The organism is Rhizobium sp. CFBP 13644 (assembly GCF_014842165.1).
Lineage (GTDB): Bacteria > Pseudomonadota > Alphaproteobacteria > Rhizobiales > Rhizobiaceae > Agrobacterium > Agrobacterium tumefaciens_C.
The window spans coordinates 214,007-231,592 of sequence record NZ_JACYVF010000008.1; the positions used below are offsets into that span (position 1 = coordinate 214,007).

A 17,586-nucleotide genomic window follows, 5' to 3' on the forward strand; every position below is an offset into this window, starting at 1 on the left:
AGTCTTTTTGACGGGCATTTCCTCTTTTGCAAAACGTCCGGTGTCGTTAAACATCGCAGGACAGCAAGAGGAAACCCGCCACGCCATGCACCTAACTCGCCTGCTCGCAATCGCTGCCACTTTCGCCATGGCAGGCACAGCAAGTGCCGCGACCATTGGCGTGGTCGCGCCGCAGAGCGGGCCATATGAGGCGCTTGGCCTGCAAATCCGCCAGGGCGTGAAGATTGCAGCCGCAAAAGCTGGCCTTGATGTCATGGAAATTCACGAGAGCTGCGAAGAAGGAAGCGGGGGCGCAATCGCGGATGGTCTGGTCGCAGCAAAGGTTAGCATTGTCGTTGGCTTCCTGTGCACTGAAACACTGTCGCAGGGACTGCCGACCCTCAAAAACGCAAATATTCCTGCCATCACCCTGTCCAGCCGCGCATCCGGCCTGATGGAAGATACGCTGAAGCGCGGATGGCCGCTATTCCGGCTTTCGCCATCAGAGGCCGATGAAGCGGAAGCCGTGAGCGCAGCTATTTTGCGGGACTGGAAGGGCCATTCCTTGGGTCTCATCGATGACGGCACAATCTATAGCCGTGAACTGGTGGACCGCATCAGGGCCAAGCTCGAAGAATCCGGCCTGAAGCCCACCTTTACCGATACAATTCGCCCATCCCAGGAACAGCAGGTCGCGCTTGTGCGACGCCTGAGCCGCACCGGCATCACCCATGTCTTCATCGGCGCAGAGCGCAACGATGTCGCCATCATCGCCCGCGATGCCACAACTGAGAAATTTCCGCTGACCATCCTCTCGGGCGATACGATGAGGGCTGCCAACAGCCCCGTGCCGATGCCTGCTGGTGTGCTTGCTGTTACGCTTCCCGATTACGCCACGCTACCTTCAGCCGTTGATGCGGTTCAGACGTTGCGCGCAGCCAATGTCGAGCCGGAAGGCTATGCCCTGCCCGCCTTTGCGGTAACGCAGGTGGCGGCAAAGCTGGTCGAGCTATCCGAAGCCCAGAGCAAACCGGCATCCGCGCTGATGATCGGCACACGCTTTGAGACGGCCATCGGCCCCGTTATGTTCAACGAAAGCCATGAGCTTCAGGACAACCCCTACCGCCTGCAACAATGGAACGGCTCGGCCTTTGTTTCCGTGGAGCATACCGAGCGCTGAAAACAATGAAGACCCGCGCAATCATTGCTCTTCATCGGCAATGATAAGGCGCGAAAAACCTTGCTTGAGGAGCTAAGCAGATGTCCCTTCCCGTGCGGATCGCCCCGTCCATCCTTGCGTCCAACTTTGCAAAGCTTGGACAGGAAGTTGCCGATGTAACGGCTGCCGGTGCCGACTGGATTCACCTCGACATCATGGACGGCCACTTCGTGCCGAATATTTCCTTCGGACCAGATGTCATCAAGGCGCTTCGCCCCCACAGCCAGGCCTTCTTCGATTGCCATCTGATGATTGCTCCTGCCGATCCTTATCTCGAAGCTTTCGCCAAGGCCGGTTGCGATGGCATCACTGTGCATGCCGAAGCGGGTGCGCACCTGCATCGCTCGTTGCAAACCATTCGTTCGCTCGGCAAGAAGGTCGGCGTCACGCTCAACCCTGCAACACCGCTCAGCGTTCTGGAAAATGTGCTTGATGATGTCGACCTCATCCTCATCATGAGCGTCAACCCCGGCTTCGGTGGTCAGAAATTCATTCCCGCGATGCTGGACAAGATCCGCGCCGCCAAGTCTCTGATAGGTGACAGGCCGATTGAGCTGGAAGTGGATGGCGGCATCACCATCGATACGGCTGGCAGCGCCATTGCGGCGGGTGCCAATGTTCTGGTTGCCGGTTCTGCCATTTTCAAGGGAGATGGCGTGGAAGATTACCGCAAGATGGTCAGCGCCGTGCGCGCCGCCGCCGAGCAGGGTCGCGCCTAAACCCCAAAAGAGAACGGCGGCCCTCGCACAGCCGCCTATGTTTCGCGTTGCAGACGAATGCGTTGAGATTGCCGGAACACTTTGCTAAACGGGCAGAAATATTCCTTCCTGAGAGAAAGTCATTGCCATGATACCTCGTTATTCAAGACCGGAAATGGTCGCAATCTGGTCGCCGGAAACGAAGTTTCGCATCTGGTTCGAAATCGAGGCGCATGCCTGTGACGCTCTCGCAGAAATTGGCGTTATTCCAAAGGAAGCGGCCAAAACGATCTGGGAAAAGGGCGGCGCGGCTCAGTTCGATGTTGCGCGCATCGATGAGATCGAAGCCGTCACGAAGCATGACGTCATCGCCTTCCTCACTCATCTGGCAGAATTTGTCGGCCCGGACAGCCGCTTCATTCACCAGGGCATGACATCGTCAGACGTTCTCGACACGACCCTGAACATCCAGCTGGTCCGCGCTGCCGACCTTCTGCTGGCTGATATGGACCGGGTTCTAGCCGCGCTGAAAACCCGCGCCTTTGAACACAAGGACACCGTCCGCATCGGCCGCAGCCATGGCATCCATGCAGAGCCAACGACGATGGGCCTGACCTTTGCCCGCTTCTATGCCGAAATGGATCGCAACCGCGCCCGTCTGGTCAATGCCCGCGCTGAAATTGCGACCGGCGCTATCTCCGGCGCTGTCGGTACCTTCGCCAATATCGATCCTTCGGTCGAAGAGCATGTCTGCAAGGCGCTTGGCCTTGCACCGGAGCCGGTCTCGACGCAGGTCATTCCTCGGGATCGTCACGCCATGTTCTTCGCAACGCTCGGCGTCATCGCGTCTTCCATTGAGAACGTCGCGATTGAAATTCGCCACATGCAGCGCACCGAGGTTCTGGAAGCCGAAGAGTTCTTTTCTCCCGGCCAGAAGGGCTCGTCGGCCATGCCGCACAAGCGCAACCCGGTTCTGACAGAAAACCTCACCGGCCTCGCACGTCTGGTCCGCATGTCCGTCGTGCCTGCCATGGAAAACGTGGCACTCTGGCACGAACGCGATATCAGCCACTCCTCGGTTGAACGCGCCATTGGCCCAGACACGACAATCACTCTGGATTTCGCGCTGAACCGTCTGGCTGGCGTTATCGAAAAGCTGGTGATCTACCCGGACAACATGTTGAAGAACATGAACAAGTTCCGTGGCCTCGTTCACTCCCAGCGCGTTCTGCTAGCGCTGACGCAGGCTGGCGTCTCGCGTGAGGATTCCTATCGTCTGGTCCAGCGCAACGCTATGCGCGTATGGGAAGAAGGCAAGGACTTCCTGGAAGAGCTTCTAGCCGACGAAGAAGTCCGGGCCGCTCTGCCGGAAGAGAAAATCCGCGAAAAGTTCGATCTTGGCTACCACACCAAGCACGTCGACACGATTTTCTCCCGCGTCTTCGGCTGATCGACCGATCACGCTGACGAACAATCAAATCAGCCGGCGCGATCCTTCGCGTCGGCTGATTGCGTTTTCAGCTCCTGCACGGCTCAGCATTTTCGCGAAATACACACACCTGCCTGACGCGGTGCCAGAGTGCTTCGTAAAATAACACGCGCGTTGAATTAATTTTACGGGCCTTTACCGCCCCTCTCTTGACGGCGGGCGGTGGCGCTAGCAGATAAGAGGCATGAAAGCATCTGAAGCAGATATCCTCATCGTTCCCGGCTACACCAACTCTGGCCCCGAACACTGGCAAAGCCGCTGGCAGGAAAAGCTGTCCACCGCCCGCCGTGTCGAGCAGGCGGAGTGGACAAAGCCGGTCCGTGAAGACTGGGTCGCAAAGCTCATCGAAGAGGTGAACGCCTGCACGCGCCCCGTCGTGCTGGTTGCCCATTCGCTGGGCGTGCCCACTGTCATGCACGCGCTGCCGCAGATTGCCGGTAAGGTGGCGGGCGCCATGTTCGTGGCACCACCCGATGTGGCAAACCCGGATATCCGCCCCAAGCACCTGATGACCTTCGGTCCCTACCCGCGTGATCCCCTTCCTTTCCCTGCCATTACCATCGCTAGCCAGAACGATCCTTTCGGCAGCTATGAGCATGCGGGCGAGATTTCGAATGCTTGGGGCTCCACGCTCATTGATGCGGGTATGTCTGGCCATATCAATGCGGAATCTGGTCATGGCCCGTGGCCGGAAGGCACGATGGTATTTGCCCAGTTCCTCAGCAAGCTGAAACCACCGGCCAGCTTTAACCTTTAATTTGACTGAATATATCAGCAAATCAAAGAATAGTAGATTAGGCATTAAATATTCACCTATGCGCTATCAACCAGCGCGTAAGTCTGCGACAATAACCTGCAATCGATGCGACCCTTATTGCAGGGCGTCTATAGTGGGAACGGTGGCAGGGTCGCGTGAACCAAGATCTTTTACTGAAAGAAATTCTTGACGCATTGCCTGTTCCCGTTATCCAGCTTTTGCCTGGCGGAAACATTGCATATCTGCAGCCTAATTTTGCCTGCGCCTGCGCAAACCCGACCCACCTTCTGGATCTCATCCATAGGGATGACCAAGCTGCCGCGACTGAAACACTGGCCGATGTTTCAAATAACGGACCTGCAACGTTGGAGGTCCGGCTGAACGACGAGCCGACCAGACAGCGCCATGCACTTCTGTCAATGACCCGCATGCAGGCGAGCGCAGGCGGGATCATTCTCGCCCAGTTCACCGACATCACAGCGCAAAGCCTGCGTGAGCGCGAGATTGCCATGCGGGAAAGCCGCTGGAACAGTGCGCTAGTGGGTTCGCTGTCTGGCGTGTGGGATCAGAACTTCGCGACGGGCGAGATGTATGGTTCTGAAACCTGGCGCTCTATGCGTGGCATGGCACCGGATGATCCCATTGAAGCCAACCTCGAAGAGTGGTTGACCCTCGTCCATCCTGATGACCGCGCTCACACCGTGCACTGCCTCGAAAAGCAGACGGAAGGCGATCCGGCCTATGCTGCTTTTCAGTATCGCGAGCGACACAAGGATGGTCACTGGATCTGGATTGAGTGTCGTGGTGCCTGCATTGAGCGCGACGAAAACGGAAAGGCTCTGCGCATCGTCGGCACAGATACCGATGTCACCGAGCGAAAGGCATCCGAAAGCGATATGGAGCGGATGGCCCGCCACCTGAAACTCGCGCTGGAGGCATCGCAGGTCGGTGTTTTCGAAGTGGATTTCGAGACCGGCGTAACGACATGGGACGACCGTTTGTACGAGATTTTTGGCATCGACAAAAGCATGCCCATCCTCGTCGACGGGCTCTGGGAAAGCCGCGTTCACCCGGATGATCTCAGCCGTGTTCTGGTTAACGTTTCTGACAAAATGGAAAAGCTTGAGCCCTTCACGGAAGAATACCGCGCCATCCTGCCGGACGGTTCACTGCGTTACATCCGCGCGCGCTCCCTGCCCTTCATCGATATTGACGGCAAACGAAAGATGATCGGCGTCAATTGGGATGTCACAACAGATATTGCCCTTCGCAACGAGCTTGAACGCGCCAAGACCCAGACGGAGACGCGCAACCACGAACTGGAGCAGGCCCGGATCAACATCGAGCACAATGCGCTGCATGACTATCTGACCGACCTGCCAAACCGCCGGTATCTGGACGAAGTCCTGACACGGGGCGACCTTTTTACGGATCAAACCGGCCCCGGCCTTGCCATTCTTCACATCGATCTGGATCGCTTCAAGCAGATCAACGATACGCTCGGCCATCGCACCGGCGACGTCATGCTGAAATATGTCGCCAACCTGTTGCGCAAGGCCAGCAAGAAGAAAGAGTTCGTGGCGCGCATCGGTGGCGATGAATTCGTGTTCCTGTCCCCCTTCAACGGTGACACTCGCAAAATCGAGTCGATGGCCAAGCGGTTGATCAAGCAGCTGAAGCAACCCATTCTGCATGAAGGCCATGAATGTCGCATCGGTGCCAGCATTGGCATCGCCTGCGGTATCGGCGCGGATATGGACTACAAGCAGCTGCTGCTCAACGCCGATATCGCGCTTTACAATGCCAAGAAGCGAGGCCGAAATCGCTTCGAATTTTTCTCATCGGATACGCAGGACTGGTTGATCAACACGAAGCGCGTTTCGGATGAGATTCTGACCGCGCTGGAGCGAGATGAGTTCATTCCCTATTACCAGTTTCAGTTCTGCGCACAGACCCTTGATATCACCGGTGTCGAAACGCTGGCGCGCTGGAACCACTCTGCCGAAGGGATCCTGACCCCCGACCGATTTCTCGCTATCGCGGAAGATCTCGATGCTGTGTCCGCAATCGATAGCATCATCCTAAAAAAGGCGCTGGTGGATTTCAGCAAATGGAAGGCGGCGGGCCTTTCCATTCCGAAAGTGTCCGTCAACGTGTCCGCCAGACGGCTCCATGATCCGGCGCTGAGCCAGTCACTCGATGGTCTCAAGATTGAAGCAGGCACGCTGGCATTCGAGCTGCTGGAATCCATCTTTCTGGACGAAAGCGACGACATCACCCTCCACAATCTGAAGAAGCTGCGGGAGCTGGGCATCAATATTGAAATCGATGATTTCGGCACGGGCCATGCCTCCATCATCAGCCTGCTGAAGGTCAGCCCGCACACACTGAAAATCGACCGCGAACTGGTTCGGCTCATTCCCCAATCCAACGAACAGCGGAAATTGCTGGGTTCCATCATTGATATCGGCCGCTCGCTGGGCATCAGAGTTGTGGCTGAGGGCGTGGAAAGCGCCGAGCACATTCATATTCTGCAAGATATGGGTTGCGATGCCCTGCAGGGCTTCGCCCTGTGCCGCCCATTGCCTGCGGAGGCCGTGGCCGATTTCGTGGCGGCGCAGGCGTGGAGAACCGTTCCTTTTCAGACTCAGCGCTCAACAAGGGCCAGCCCCGGCATCGCCCCGTTAAAATGAACTGAGCCCACGGTAGGGCGGAGAAACCTTCGCTCCCCCATGTCTGATTATGCTACGGTTCAACCACAATTTCATCGGCGTTTTGGCCCATAGTGTTTTTACCCTCAGCAAGGCGTTGATTTTCTGATAAATAAAGCTGTTGAAAAGGCTTCATCAGTCGACCACCACCTCGCAGAAGCAGCACTCAAGGGCCACAATTGAAGCGAACGCGGCCCCAGCCTCATTGTGGAATGGCTTCTTTTCCTTTATGGGACCGCTTCAATAGACGAAACAAACGCCACCCATCCGGCGTCAACCAAGAGATTTGTTAATATGAACCGTCGCCGCCGTATTTACGAAGGCAAGGCCAAGATCCTTTATGAAGGTCCAGAGCCGGGAACTCTCATCCAGTTCTTCAAGGACGACGCAACCGCCTTCAACAAGAAAAAGCACGCAGTCATCGACGGCAAGGGTGTTCTGAACAATCGTATTTCAGAGTATCTCTTCACACATCTCAACAAGATCGGCATTCCCACGCACTTCATCCGCCGCCTCAACATGCGCGAGCAGTTGATCAAGGAAGTGGAGATGATCCCGCTTGAGATCGTCGTGCGTAATGTCGCAGCTGGCTCGCTTTCCAAAAGGCTCGGCATCGATGAAGGCGTGGTTCTGCCGCGTTCGATCATCGAGTTCTATTACAAGTCCGATGCGCTTGAAGACCCGATGGTGTCTGAAGAGCATATCACCGCATTCGGCTGGGCAAACCCGGCAGAACTTGATGACATCATGGCGCTTGCCATCCGCGTGAATGACTTCCTGTCGGGTCTTTTCCTCGGCGTCGGCATTCAACTGGTTGATTTCAAGATCGAATGCGGTCGCCTCTACGAAGGCGATATGATGCGCATCATCCTGGCCGACGAGATTTCTCCCGATAGCTGCCGCTTGTGGGATATCGAGACGCAGGAAAAGATGGACAAGGACCGCTTTCGCCGCGATATGGGTGGGCTTCTGGAAGCCTATTCGGAAGTGGCGCGCCGTCTGGGAATTATCAACGAAAACGAACCGCTCCGTGGTACCGGCCCGGTTCTGGTCAAGTGAATTCAGGAGAGCATCAGGTGATCAAGGCACGGGTGACTATTACGCTCAAGAACGGCGTTCTCGATCCGCAGGGTAAGGCAATTGAAGGCGCTCTCGGCAGCCTCGGTTTCGAAGGCGTTGGCCAGGTTCGTCAGGGCAAGGTCTTCGATCTGGAACTGGCCACCAGCGACAAGGCGAAAGCTGAAGCCGACCTGAAGGCGATGTGCGAAAAGCTCCTCGCCAACACGGTGATCGAAAACTACTCTATCGCTATTCTCTGACGCTCAGGAGCCGATCCATGAAATCCGCAGTCGTTCAGCTTCCGGGCCTCAATCGTGACCGTGACATGATCGCGGCCTTGACTCGGATTTCCGGCAAGGCACCAATCACCATCTGGCAGACGGAAACAGACATTCCCGACGTCGATCTGATCGTCATTCCCGGCGGATTTTCCTATGGCGACTATCTGCGCTGCGGAGCGATCGCTGCACGCATGCCCGTCATGCAGGCTATCCGTGAAAAGGCCGAACAGGGCGTCAAGGTTCTCGGCGTCTGCAATGGCTTTCAGATTTTGGTCGAGGCGGGCATGCTTCCGGGCGCGCTCATGCGCAACGCATCGCTGAAATTCGTCTGCCGCGAAGTGAAGCTTGAGGTCGTCAACAACGACACCGAATTCACGCGCACCTATGACAAGGGCCAGATCATCCGCTCGCCCGTTGCCCATCACGATGGCAATTACTTTGTCGAGCCGGAAGAGCTGAAATCCATCGAAGACAAGGGCCAGGTCGTGTTCCGCTATGCGGAAGGCACCAATCCGAATGGTTCGCTCAACGACATCGCCGGCATCATCAATGCCAAGGGCAATGTTTTGGGCATGATGCCTCACCCGGAAAACCTCATCGAAGCCGCCCATGGCGGCAATGATGGGCGCGGTATCTTTGCCTCAGCCCTCGGCGTCATCGCAGCTTAAAAATTAACAAAGCCGGGTTACACCGGCTTTGTTGTATTTCACTGATATGGAATTAAAGCGATGAACCGCCTGCGCCTTCCCCACGCTCTCAATCTTGCGGGCCTCGGCCTTGCAGCCCTTTCTCTGGCCGCTTGCCAGGCGGAAAGAGCACCCGTGGCCGCCGCGTCGGCATCCCGGGCAGCATTGCCGGTCATGGAACGCGTTGCACTGGGCGCCAATGCCTGCTGGTTCAAATCAGGCGACCCGGCTTTCAAGCAGTACCGCCTTGCACCGGAACTCAATTCTTTCTCCGGCCGCCCGCGCATTCTGCTGGTGCCGCGCAACAGCCCGGAATCGCGCCCTATGCTCGTTGTGCAAGCGGAAGGCAATCCAGCCAAGGTTGACGCTTTCGGCCCAGCCATGAACGAACCACACGCCGCACGCATCACCACAGACGTGAAGCGTTGGGTCAATGGCGGTAAAGGCTGCTCCTGAAATAGAAAACCCGCCAGCACCTGACAGAATGGCGCATGGCGGGCTTTTGTAACATGGCAATCGGGCGAGAAATCAAGCCACCATGCGCGCTCTGCCGCGGGCTGCGCCAGCGGCCGCAGATTGTGATGTTCCCAGGCTGAACTGAGCAACGAGATCACGAAGCTTTTCAACCTCCTGCGACAATGCCGATGAGGCTGCGGTGGATTCTTCAACCATCGCCGCATTCTGCTGTGTTGTCTGGTCCATTGAGTTGATGGCTGTATTGACTTCGGAAAGCCCGACAGACTGCTCCTTCGAAGATGTTGCAATCGCATTCATATGCTGATTGATGCCAGCGACCCGGTCGGCGATTTCGTTCAATGCAAGGCCTGTTTCACGCACGAGCTCAACCCCGCTTCCAACTTCCGCCGTTGACGTTTGGATGAGCGCCTTGATCTCCTTGGCCGCATTCGCAGAACGCTGCGCCAGTTCGCGTACTTCCTGCGCAACAACAGCAAAGCCTTTACCTGCTTCACCAGCGCGCGCAGCCTCAACACCGGCATTCAGCGCCAGAAGGTTGGTCTGGAATGCAATTTCATCAATGACGCCGATGATGTTGGAAATCTGCTGCGAGGAATTCTCGATCCGCTGCATCGCCTCTTCCGCCTGGTTCACAACCTTGGAGGACTTGGCAGCGCTATCAGTCGCAGAAGTCGCAGCCCGCTGTGCTTCCATGGTTCTCTGGCTGGAATTGGTGACATTGACGGTTATTTCATCCAGTGCAGCGGCAGTCTGCTCCAGCGAAGCCGCTTGCTGTTCTGTACGGCGTGAAAGATCATTCGCGCCAGAGGCAATTTCCTGTGTGCCATTGCCGATGGCGGAAATGCTGTCTGCAATAGACCGTAATGTATCGCCGAGCTGTTTGACGGACAGATTGAAGTCCTGCCGCAATGCCTCGAATTCTGGCGAGAAGGCTTCGTTCAGCTGGAAGGACAAGTCGCCCGATGCCAGCCGCTTCAAGCCTCCCGCCAAGCCGGATGTCGCCACACGCAAGCGTTCAGCCGCAACAGCTTCCGCTCTTTCCTGAGCTGCCAAACGATCGGTTTCCGCCTGCAAGCGCAACGCCTCAGCTTCCGCCTCCATTCGCTTTTTGGAAATGGCCGCTTCACGGAACACTTCCACCGCTGCCGCCATCGAACCAATTTCATCCTTGCGACCGACCCCGGCGCTGATAACGTCCGTGCGACCCTGCGCAAGTTGAGACATGGATTTCGAAAGCGCGAGGATCGGTGCGCTGATGGTTCGCCGAGAGATATAGAAAATGATGCCTGAGAAGAAGACGGTCAAAACGATGAGCGCCTCCAGCATGCTATTGATATAGACGCTGGTATCGCCGCTCTCTGCGCTGATACTCTCCGCGACCTTTTCAATACTGTCGCCCGCAACTTCCATAGCCGTTTCCAGCTCCGAAAATTGCTTCATGAAATCAGGCAGCACCTGCATGGCAGCGTTGGTGTCTGTTTCAGCCAAGGCCACAAGCTTGGTCGCACTGTCAATATAAGCGCGCAAGGGAGGCTCAACGCTTTTCACGACTTTTTGCGTTTCGGGGTCCGTTGCGAGAGCCTCGTTTGCCGCGATCATTTCTCGGAAAGAAGCTACGTGTTCTGCAAGGTCCTGCTTCACATCCTTCAGGGAAATTCCGGCGGATGGGTTGGAGGTCAGTAGCGACGCGAAAACATCAGACCGAAGCGCATCATGCATCATGTCTGCCTGCATGTGGTTGCGCAGCACCTCCGCTGACGTTGCGATGCGATTGGCATTACCGGTTAGTTCGGAAGCGGACCAAAGTCCAATTCCGGCGGCACTCCCGGCTAAGACAAAAATACCCAGACTGACAACAATAATTTTCTGCTGAATCGATGACATCACAATATCCCCTAGCAACGTCATGACAATATCGCCAATTATTATTAAGTTTTAATAAACTAGATTGCGCACTTCTATCCACCGCCGATTAAAAGTTGAATTTAAAAATCGTCATATACTAATTTACTTAAAGGGAACGAGATGGCCACGAGAAGAGGGATGCCTTGCGGGCCTCCTCCAATGCCTCGTGACGCGTGAGACCGAGGTCTGCCAATTGCTCTTCGGACAATTCGCGGAGGGCCAGTCTACCCGCACGCTTTGCTGCGCTGAGCGCAATCCTCTCGAACAACCGCGCAAAGAACCCCCTTGCAACGGAGACCGACTTAGGGTCAAGCATATCGCCGCTATCCCGAAAGATCCGCTCGCGCTCGTATCCATCGGGATACATTGTATCTATTGTATTGTTATATTGATCCATCTTGAGCATATTGTACCTACCGTTCAAAAAGCGCCTGTGTTTACGTTCTTGAACAGAGATACAATTGACATGAGTATGGATACAATGCATATATTGTCACCATGACAAATTGGACACCCGACCTTTCAAGCGGCACAGGCCCCATTTACATCCGGCTTGCTGATCACATCGAAGCAGCTATCGCGGATGGCACCCTGCCCGCTGGCACGAAATTGCCGCCGCAGCGAAACCTCGCCTTCGATCTCGGGGTGACAATCGGCACCATCAGCCGTGCCTATGCACTCATCCATGAACGCGGGCTTGTCAGTGGCGAAGTTGGCCGCGGCACATATGTAAATGCAAGCACGACACCGAGCCCGGCGGCAGCGCATGAACGCGCAGTCGCATCCTTCGGGGGCACAAGGCCCGCCTCGGAAACGCCCAACAAATTCCGCCTGAACACCACGGCCGCCCCGGATGTTGGCCAAAGTGTTCTTGTCGAAAAGCACATTGCAGAGATTGCCAGAGACTGCTCCTTCGAGATCACAGACTATGCAAGGGCATTTCCGCAAGAATGGGCACAGGCTGGTGTCCGCTGGCTTTCGCAGGGAGACTGGTCGCCTGCGCTGGACAGCATTGTACCCACGCTTGGCGCGCATGCAGCGATCATGAGCGTCATTACCGCCATGACTTCGCCGGGTGACCGGATCGTGTTTGAAACCGCCACCTATTCGCAGATTGCCCGGGCGGCAATTCTTGCCGGTCGGCGCGCAGCGGTGGTGGAATGCGATGAGGAGGGCATCATCCCTGAGGATCTGGAGCGCGTCTGCGCGCAACAGCATCCGAAAATGATTTTCCTGATGCCCACGGGCCAAAACCCGACCTGTGCCACCCTCCCCGAGGATCGCCGTCGCGCCATTTCCGATATCGCCCGCAGGTACAATGTCTGGATCATCGAGGACAATCTGTATGGCGCAACGGTTGCCAGCCAGCCGCCAATGATTGCAGAATTCGCTCCGGATCTGACCTTCGTCATCGGAGGTCTGTCGAAATCGGTCGCCGCTGGTGTTCGCGGTGGCTGGGTCGCATGCCCGCCAAACTTCTCGTCACGCATTCGCATTTCCCACGCCATGATGACCGGCGGCCTGCCCTTTCTGTTGGCTGAACTCTGCGCCCGCATGGTCAACAGCGGCGATGCGCATGACATCAGGCGAGACTGCACAGCAGAAATCAATGCCCGCGTAGCGATTGCCCGCCATGCCTTTGCAGATTTCGAGTTCAACTCGATGCCGGATATTCCCTTCCTCTGGCTCAAAGTACCGGAGCCATGGCTTTCCGGCACTTTCCGCAGCGCCGCCATGAAAGAGGGCATTTTGATTGATGACGAGGATGAGTTCAAAGCCGGACGCTCGGAAAAAGTCTTTCACCGCGTCCGCATCAGCTTCTCGGCACCGAAAACCCGCAACGAGCTGACCGAAGCCTTCGGCATCCTGCGGCAACTGCTGGACAATGGTTCTGCGGGTTATGAGGGTGTGGCCTGAGAGCGCAGACACTGCGAAAAACTGGGGTGAAGGCGGTTTTTGCGGGGGCTTCAGAACATTTTCCTGTCGCGCCTTGCTGTCTCTTGCGGTAAAGAACCGGAAACTCCCGTACCGGCTCGAACCCCGTGAGACCTATGACACTTCCAAATCATATCAAGATCACCCCGGAACTCATTGCATCCCATGGGCTCAAGCCCGATGAATACCAGCGCATTCTGGACCTGATTGGACGCGAGCCAAGCTTTACCGAGCTTGGTATCTTCTCCGCCATGTGGAACGAGCACTGCTCTTACAAATCCTCCAAGAAGTGGCTGAAGACCCTGCCAACCACAGGTCCACGTGTTGTGCAGGGCCCCGGTGAAAACGCTGGCGTCGTGGATATTGATGATGGTGACGTCGTCGTCTTCAAGATGGAGAGCCACAACCACCCATCTTACATCGAGCCCTATCAGGGTGCGGCAACCGGCGTTGGCGGCATTCTGCGTGACGTCTTCACCATGGGCGCTCGCCCCATTGCCGCAATGAACGCTCTGCGCTTCGGCTCCCCTGATCACCCGAAAACCCGCCACCTCGTTGCAGGTGTTGTGGCCGGCGTTGGCGGATACGGCAATTCCTTCGGCGTTCCCACGGTTGGTGGCGAAGTCGAATTCGATGCCCGCTACAACGGCAACATCCTCGTCAATGCCTTTGCGGCTGGCCTTGCAAAGTCCGACGGCATCTTCCTGTCGGAAGCCAAGGGCGTTGGCCTGCCGGTCGTCTATCTCGGCGCAAAGACGGGCCGCGATGGCGTTGGCGGCGCGACCATGGCATCTGCCGAATTTGACGAATCCATCGAGGAAAAGCGCCCGACCGTTCAGGTTGGAGACCCCTTCACTGAAAAGTGCCTGCTGGAAGCCTGCCTTGAGCTGATGAAGACGGGTGCCGTCATCGCCATTCAGGATATGGGTGCCGCTGGCCTCACTTGCTCTGCCGTTGAAATGGGTGCCAAGGGTGACCTCGGCATCGAACTCAACCTCGATCAGGTTCCCGTGCGTGAAGAACGCATGACCGCCTATGAGATGATGCTGTCTGAAAGCCAGGAGCGTATGCTCATGGTTCTGGAACCTTCCAAGGAAGATGTCGCCAAGGCAATCTTCGTTAAATGGGGTCTGGACTTTGCCATCGTCGGCAAGACAACGGATGATCTGCGCTTCCGCGTTCTGCACAATGGCGAAGAAGTCGCCAATCTGCCGATCAAGGAACTGGGCGATGAAGCGCCTGAATATGATCGTCCATGGACACCGGCCAAGGTGCCTGCACCGCTGGCTGAGAACGATGTTCCAGACGCCGATATTGCCGACGCTCTGCTCAAGCTCGTCGGTTCTGCCAACAACTCGTCGCGTCGCTGGGTCTATGAACAGTACGACACGCTGATTCAGGGCAATTCCCTGCAGCTGCCGGGCGGCGATGCCGGTGTCGTGCGCGTCGAAGGCCATGACAAGAAGGCACTTGCCTTCTCATCTGACGTGACGCCACGTTACGTGGAAGCCGACGCTTTCGAGGGCGGCAAGCAGGCCGTTGCAGAATGCTGGCGCAACATCACAGCAACCGGCGCATTGCCGCTGGCTGCGACAGATAACCTCAATTTCGGCAACCCGGAAAAGCCCGAGATCATGAGCCAGTTGGTTCATGCCATCAAGGGCATTGGCGAAGCCTGCCTCGCGCTGGAATTCCCGATCGTTTCCGGCAACGTCTCGCTCTATAACGAGACCAACGGCCAGGCCATTCTTCCCACCCCCACCATCGGTGGCGTTGGCTTGATGGCGGATTGGGGCAAGATGGCCCGCATCCGTTTTGCGGCCAGTGATGAGGTCATCCTTCTAGCCGGTGCGCCTGAGGGACTTGGCTCCCACATCGCACAGTCCGTCTATATGCGCGATATCCATAACCGCATCGATGGCCCTGCCCCGCATGTGGATCTGGCCCATGAAAAGAAGACCGGCGATTTTGTCCGCGCCATCATCACCGATGGCCTGACAAGTGCCGTCCACGATTGCTCATCCGGCGGTCTGGCACTTGCCGTGGCCGAAATGGCGATGGCGTCTGACATCGGCGCGACGGTTGATGCAGTCGAAGGTCACCACCCGGTGCACACATTCTACGGCGAAGATCAGGGTCGTTACGTGTTCACGGTCGCCCAAGCGAACCTTGAAACCGTCTCCGCTCGTGCGGCAGCTGAAGGCGTTTCGCTTGCCGTTATCGGCAAGACGGGCGGCTCAACTGTTAAGCTGGGTAACGCCCGCGCAGTAGCGATTAATGAATTGCGTTCAGCCCATGAATCATGGTTCCCTCAGTTCATGGATGGCGAGTTTCTCGCCGCTGCAGAATAATCGAGGAGAGATAGCATGCCCATGAAGCCCGGCGACATAGAGGACATGATCAAGGCCGGAATTCCCGGAGCAAAAGTCACCATTCGTGATCTCGCCGGTGACGGCGATCACTATGCGGCAGAAGTCGTGGCGGAAGCCTTCAAGGGCAAAACCCGCGTGCAGCAGCACCAGATGGTTTATGACGCGTTGAAAGGCAATATGGGCGGCGTGTTGCATGCCTTGGCACTGCAAACGTCTGCTCCAGAATAACGAATCTGTCGTTTTAAGATCAGGGCCTGCGCGAAAATCTCGCGCGGGCCTTTTTACATTTTGGGCGGCTGCTCGGAGCGCAGATTGGCAAAGGATGCCGCAGGCATCGGCCCCGCCGTTAGCAACGCGAAATCAAAGCCCGAACGGCGGTCAGAACCCAGCACATATTGGCGGTGCATGCGCAGAAAATTGCGCTTGTTCTTCTTATATCGCTCGGCAGAAAGCGAATGCTTGAAGCGGATCGGCACGATCTTCGGCTGGGCCGCATCGCCGTGACCTGTCAGCTTGGCTGTGTGACACTTGTAGAGGTGGATAGGGTCCGTCAGGCACTGAATATCAAACCATGTCACATGCTCATGCCGAGCCATCACGCCGATGCTCTGGCGCAGCCTTGAGGCACTTCTGAGCAGCGCGCACTGAAGCGCCGCTCCACCCAATGTGACGAACGAAACAGCCCGCCAGTCAAACGCGCCCGGCTTCAGCTCCAGCACGCGTCCAGCCACCGCCAGCGCAAGGCTTGCTCCCATGCTGTGGGATACGAACAGCACCTCCTCAGACCCCTGCTCAAGCGCGGCGATCACAGCTTGCGCCTTGGCGTCAATCCAGTCACGCGCCATAGGCTCGTCACGGCCAACAGTCAGGGCAAAGCGCCAGTCCGCAAAGAGATGAAGTGTGTGAAACCGATCCGAAAATGGCATCACACCTTTCGCGAAGAAGAGATAGCCGAGCGGGATGGCGATAAGGCAAAGAAAAACCGAGACGCCCAGCAGCAATGGCAAAGCGGCGATCAACACGGCGGCGATAGCACCGAGTGTAATCAGCAAAAACGGAAACAGGAAGAACAGCCCGAACCGCCACGCATGGCGGAAATAGGCGAGTGCTCCCCCCTCACCGATGATGCCGGCGCCTGCCCTGAACCCAAGCGCAATCTGCTTCCAGATGGACACGGCACGCAGCTGTGAAATCAGGTCATTATGGTCGTGGATCAGGATGGTAGACTGCGTGGCATGGCCATTGTGAAGGGCAGCCACATCCATGCGACTGCCCACCGGCGTCTCGTTGATGCCACTCACCTGATAGTCAACGCCGAACGTCTTGCCCGATTGCGCAGCGCTGCGCTCATAACGACGCTGATGCGCCTGCGCATCCAGCGGGTCAAAGCCGGGAAAATAAAAAACCAATCGCGACGAAACCTTCGTCATCTGTAGCAATCCTAAAAAACGGCAATCCAAAAGGATTGCTTGATACGGGTGGGCGCACCTATATTGAAAATAATAACTTTTTACAGGCGGCACCAAAAAAAGAGGCCCAATTGTCAAAAATCGTCGATCAGCTGATCAGCGGCGTCATCAAGGGCGCGGTGGCGGAAATCCTCAAGAAATCCGGCACCCGCCAGACAAGACGCACAAAGCGCCGCGCAAAGGCCAGCACCTCAATTGCGGGCGGCATCGTCGGCAGCATCCTCAAGGCCGCACTGGGTGAGAAAACCACCCGAAAGCCCAAGACGCGTATCGCCAAAAAGCAGGTCAGCAAACGCCGCACTGCCGCAGCCAGAAGCCGCCAGCGATAGGTGCTTTGCACCTGCTGCTATTAAGCTTTCACATCAACAAAAGCGCGGTACAGATTGATAAAAAAGAAAAAACCCGCCGAAGCGGGTTTCTTTGGTGCGGTCGAGAAGACTCGAACTTCCACGGGTTGCCCCACAGCGACCTCAACGCTGCGCGTCTACCAATTCCGCCACGACCGCATCGTGGTAGATGTCAACTTGCGCCGACGAAGGTGCATGTACC

The 17,586-nt window shown here is 56.7% G+C and carries 16 protein-coding genes, 1 tRNA gene and 1 pseudogene; 13 read left to right on the forward strand and 5 right to left on the reverse strand.

Annotated features, from left to right (window positions below):
• The first annotated feature begins 85 nt into the window (after positions 1 to 85).
• The 9 genes from IFT53_RS19085 to IFT53_RS19125 all read left to right on the forward strand — a co-directional run bounded on the left by IFT53_RS19085 (position 86) and on the right by IFT53_RS19125 (position 9,335).
• Positions 86 to 1,159: a branched-chain amino acid ABC transporter substrate-binding protein gene (locus IFT53_RS19085; RefSeq protein ID WP_192066934.1), complete on the forward strand. Its 1,074-nt coding sequence runs from the start codon at positions 86 to 88 to the stop codon at positions 1,157 to 1,159.
• Between the two features lie 80 nt (positions 1,160 to 1,239).
• Complete coding sequence (rpe, locus tag IFT53_RS19090) at positions 1,240 to 1,917, forward strand: ribulose-phosphate 3-epimerase (RefSeq protein WP_042619297.1); 678 nt, start codon at positions 1,240 to 1,242, stop codon at positions 1,915 to 1,917.
• 127 nt (positions 1,918 to 2,044) lie between these two features.
• Positions 2,045 to 3,346, forward strand: a complete 1,302-nt coding sequence (purB, locus tag IFT53_RS19095; protein WP_042619296.1) for an adenylosuccinate lyase — start codon at positions 2,045 to 2,047, stop codon at positions 3,344 to 3,346.
• Between the two features lie 223 nt (positions 3,347 to 3,569).
• Entirely contained in the window at positions 3,570 to 4,142 is a 573-nt protein-coding gene (locus IFT53_RS19100; protein WP_192066936.1) for an RBBP9/YdeN family alpha/beta hydrolase, read from the forward strand.
• Between the two features lie 155 nt (positions 4,143 to 4,297).
• A complete protein-coding gene (locus tag IFT53_RS19105; RefSeq protein ID WP_192066938.1) occupies positions 4,298 to 6,835 on the forward strand; it encodes an EAL domain-containing protein in 2,538 nt (845 codons plus the stop codon).
• 312 nt (positions 6,836 to 7,147) lie between these two features.
• On the forward strand, positions 7,148 to 7,912 hold the full coding sequence (gene purC / locus IFT53_RS19110) for a phosphoribosylaminoimidazolesuccinocarboxamide synthase (RefSeq protein WP_042619710.1): 765 nt from the start codon (positions 7,148 to 7,150) through the stop codon (positions 7,910 to 7,912).
• A 17-nt stretch (positions 7,913 to 7,929) separates the two neighbouring features.
• Entirely contained in the window at positions 7,930 to 8,172 is a 243-nt protein-coding gene (gene purS / locus IFT53_RS19115; RefSeq protein WP_192066940.1) for a phosphoribosylformylglycinamidine synthase subunit PurS, read from the forward strand.
• Between the two features lie 17 nt (positions 8,173 to 8,189).
• Positions 8,190 to 8,861: a phosphoribosylformylglycinamidine synthase subunit PurQ gene (purQ, locus tag IFT53_RS19120; protein ID WP_192066942.1), complete on the forward strand. Its 672-nt coding sequence runs from the start codon at positions 8,190 to 8,192 to the stop codon at positions 8,859 to 8,861.
• 60 nt (positions 8,862 to 8,921) lie between these two features.
• Positions 8,922 to 9,335 carry a hypothetical protein gene (locus IFT53_RS19125; RefSeq protein ID WP_192066943.1) on the forward strand — a complete coding sequence of 138 codons (414 nt, stop codon included), beginning with the start codon at positions 8,922 to 8,924 and terminating at the stop codon, positions 9,333 to 9,335.
• A 72-nt stretch (positions 9,336 to 9,407) separates the two neighbouring features.
• On the opposite strand, the gene IFT53_RS19130 is transcribed toward IFT53_RS19125, so the two are convergent.
• From IFT53_RS19130 to IFT53_RS24190, 3 genes and pseudogenes are all read right to left on the reverse strand, one after another.
• Positions 9,408 to 11,240: a methyl-accepting chemotaxis protein gene (locus IFT53_RS19130; RefSeq protein ID WP_192066945.1), complete on the reverse strand. Its 1,833-nt coding sequence runs from the start codon at positions 11,238 to 11,240 to the stop codon at positions 9,408 to 9,410.
• Between the two features lie 127 nt (positions 11,241 to 11,367).
• Positions 11,368 to 11,577, reverse strand: coding sequence for a DUF1127 domain-containing protein (locus IFT53_RS19135; protein ID WP_244656388.1), 210 nt, complete (start codon positions 11,575 to 11,577; stop codon positions 11,368 to 11,370).
• A pseudogene (locus tag IFT53_RS24190) lies at positions 11,565 to 11,667 on the reverse strand (DUF1127 domain-containing protein); the annotation flags it as partial. The gene IFT53_RS19135 and the pseudogene IFT53_RS24190, both read right to left, overlap by 13 nt.
• 92 nt (positions 11,668 to 11,759) lie before the next feature.
• On the opposite strand from IFT53_RS24190, the gene IFT53_RS19140 reads away from it, so the two are divergent.
• The 3 genes from IFT53_RS19140 (at position 11,760) to IFT53_RS19150 (ending at position 15,796) form a co-directional block, all read left to right on the forward strand.
• Positions 11,760 to 13,178 (forward strand): aminotransferase-like domain-containing protein, encoded by a 1,419-nt coding sequence (locus IFT53_RS19140; RefSeq protein WP_192066948.1) that lies wholly within the window; start codon positions 11,760 to 11,762, stop codon positions 13,176 to 13,178.
• Between the two features lie 134 nt (positions 13,179 to 13,312).
• Complete coding sequence (gene purL / locus IFT53_RS19145; protein WP_192066950.1) at positions 13,313 to 15,547, forward strand: phosphoribosylformylglycinamidine synthase subunit PurL; 2,235 nt, start codon at positions 13,313 to 13,315, stop codon at positions 15,545 to 15,547.
• 15 nt (positions 15,548 to 15,562) lie between these two features.
• Positions 15,563 to 15,796, forward strand: coding sequence for a BolA/IbaG family iron-sulfur metabolism protein (locus IFT53_RS19150; protein WP_003507909.1), 234 nt, complete (start codon positions 15,563 to 15,565; stop codon positions 15,794 to 15,796).
• A gap of 53 nt (positions 15,797 to 15,849) precedes the next feature.
• Here IFT53_RS19150 and IFT53_RS19155 read toward each other — a convergent pair whose 3' ends face one another.
• Positions 15,850 to 16,998: a hypothetical protein gene (locus IFT53_RS19155; RefSeq protein ID WP_192066952.1), complete on the reverse strand. Its 1,149-nt coding sequence runs from the start codon at positions 16,996 to 16,998 to the stop codon at positions 15,850 to 15,852.
• A gap of 110 nt (positions 16,999 to 17,108) precedes the next feature.
• Between IFT53_RS19155 and IFT53_RS19160 the strand changes: the two genes are divergently transcribed.
• The gene (locus IFT53_RS19160) at positions 17,109 to 17,366 is read left to right on the forward strand and encodes a hypothetical protein (protein WP_042619708.1); all 258 of its coding nucleotides are present in this window, start codon (positions 17,109 to 17,111) and stop codon (positions 17,364 to 17,366) included.
• Positions 17,367 to 17,458: 92 nt separating this feature from the next.
• On the opposite strand, the gene IFT53_RS19165 is transcribed toward IFT53_RS19160, so the two are convergent.
• A tRNA-Leu gene (locus IFT53_RS19165) sits at positions 17,459 to 17,543 on the reverse strand.
• Positions 17,544 to 17,586 lie beyond the last annotated feature (43 nt).

What these genes read in the sequence shown, in the direction of transcription:
- IFT53_RS19085 (WP_192066934.1), top strand. Translation starts at nt 86, where the DNA reads ATGCACCTAACTCGCCTGCTCGCAATCGCTGCCACTTTCGCCATGGCA.
- rpe (WP_042619297.1), top strand. Translation starts at nt 1,240, where the DNA reads ATGTCCCTTCCCGTGCGGATCGCCCCGTCCATCCTTGCGTCCAACTTT.
- purB (WP_042619296.1), top strand. Translation starts at nt 2,045, where the DNA reads ATGATACCTCGTTATTCAAGACCGGAAATGGTCGCAATCTGGTCGCCG.
- IFT53_RS19100 (WP_192066936.1), top strand. Translation starts at nt 3,570, where the DNA reads ATGAAAGCATCTGAAGCAGATATCCTCATCGTTCCCGGCTACACCAAC.
- purC (WP_042619710.1), top strand. Translation starts at nt 7,148, where the DNA reads ATGAACCGTCGCCGCCGTATTTACGAAGGCAAGGCCAAGATCCTTTAT.
- purQ (WP_192066942.1), top strand. Translation starts at nt 8,190, where the DNA reads ATGAAATCCGCAGTCGTTCAGCTTCCGGGCCTCAATCGTGACCGTGAC.
- IFT53_RS19125 (WP_192066943.1), top strand. Translation starts at nt 8,922, where the DNA reads ATGAACCGCCTGCGCCTTCCCCACGCTCTCAATCTTGCGGGCCTCGGC.
- IFT53_RS19130 (WP_192066945.1), bottom strand. Translation starts at nt 11,240, where the DNA reads ATGTCATCGATTCAGCAGAAAATTATTGTTGTCAGTCTGGGTATTTTT.
- IFT53_RS19135 (WP_244656388.1), bottom strand. Translation starts at nt 11,577, where the DNA reads ATGCTTGACCCTAAGTCGGTCTCCGTTGCAAGGGGGTTCTTTGCGCGG.
- IFT53_RS19140 (WP_192066948.1), top strand. Translation starts at nt 11,760, where the DNA reads ATGACAAATTGGACACCCGACCTTTCAAGCGGCACAGGCCCCATTTAC.
- purL (WP_192066950.1), top strand. Translation starts at nt 13,313, where the DNA reads ATGACACTTCCAAATCATATCAAGATCACCCCGGAACTCATTGCATCC.
- IFT53_RS19150 (WP_003507909.1), top strand. Translation starts at nt 15,563, where the DNA reads ATGCCCATGAAGCCCGGCGACATAGAGGACATGATCAAGGCCGGAATT.
- IFT53_RS19155 (WP_192066952.1), bottom strand. Translation starts at nt 16,998, where the DNA reads ATGACGAAGGTTTCGTCGCGATTGGTTTTTTATTTTCCCGGCTTTGAC.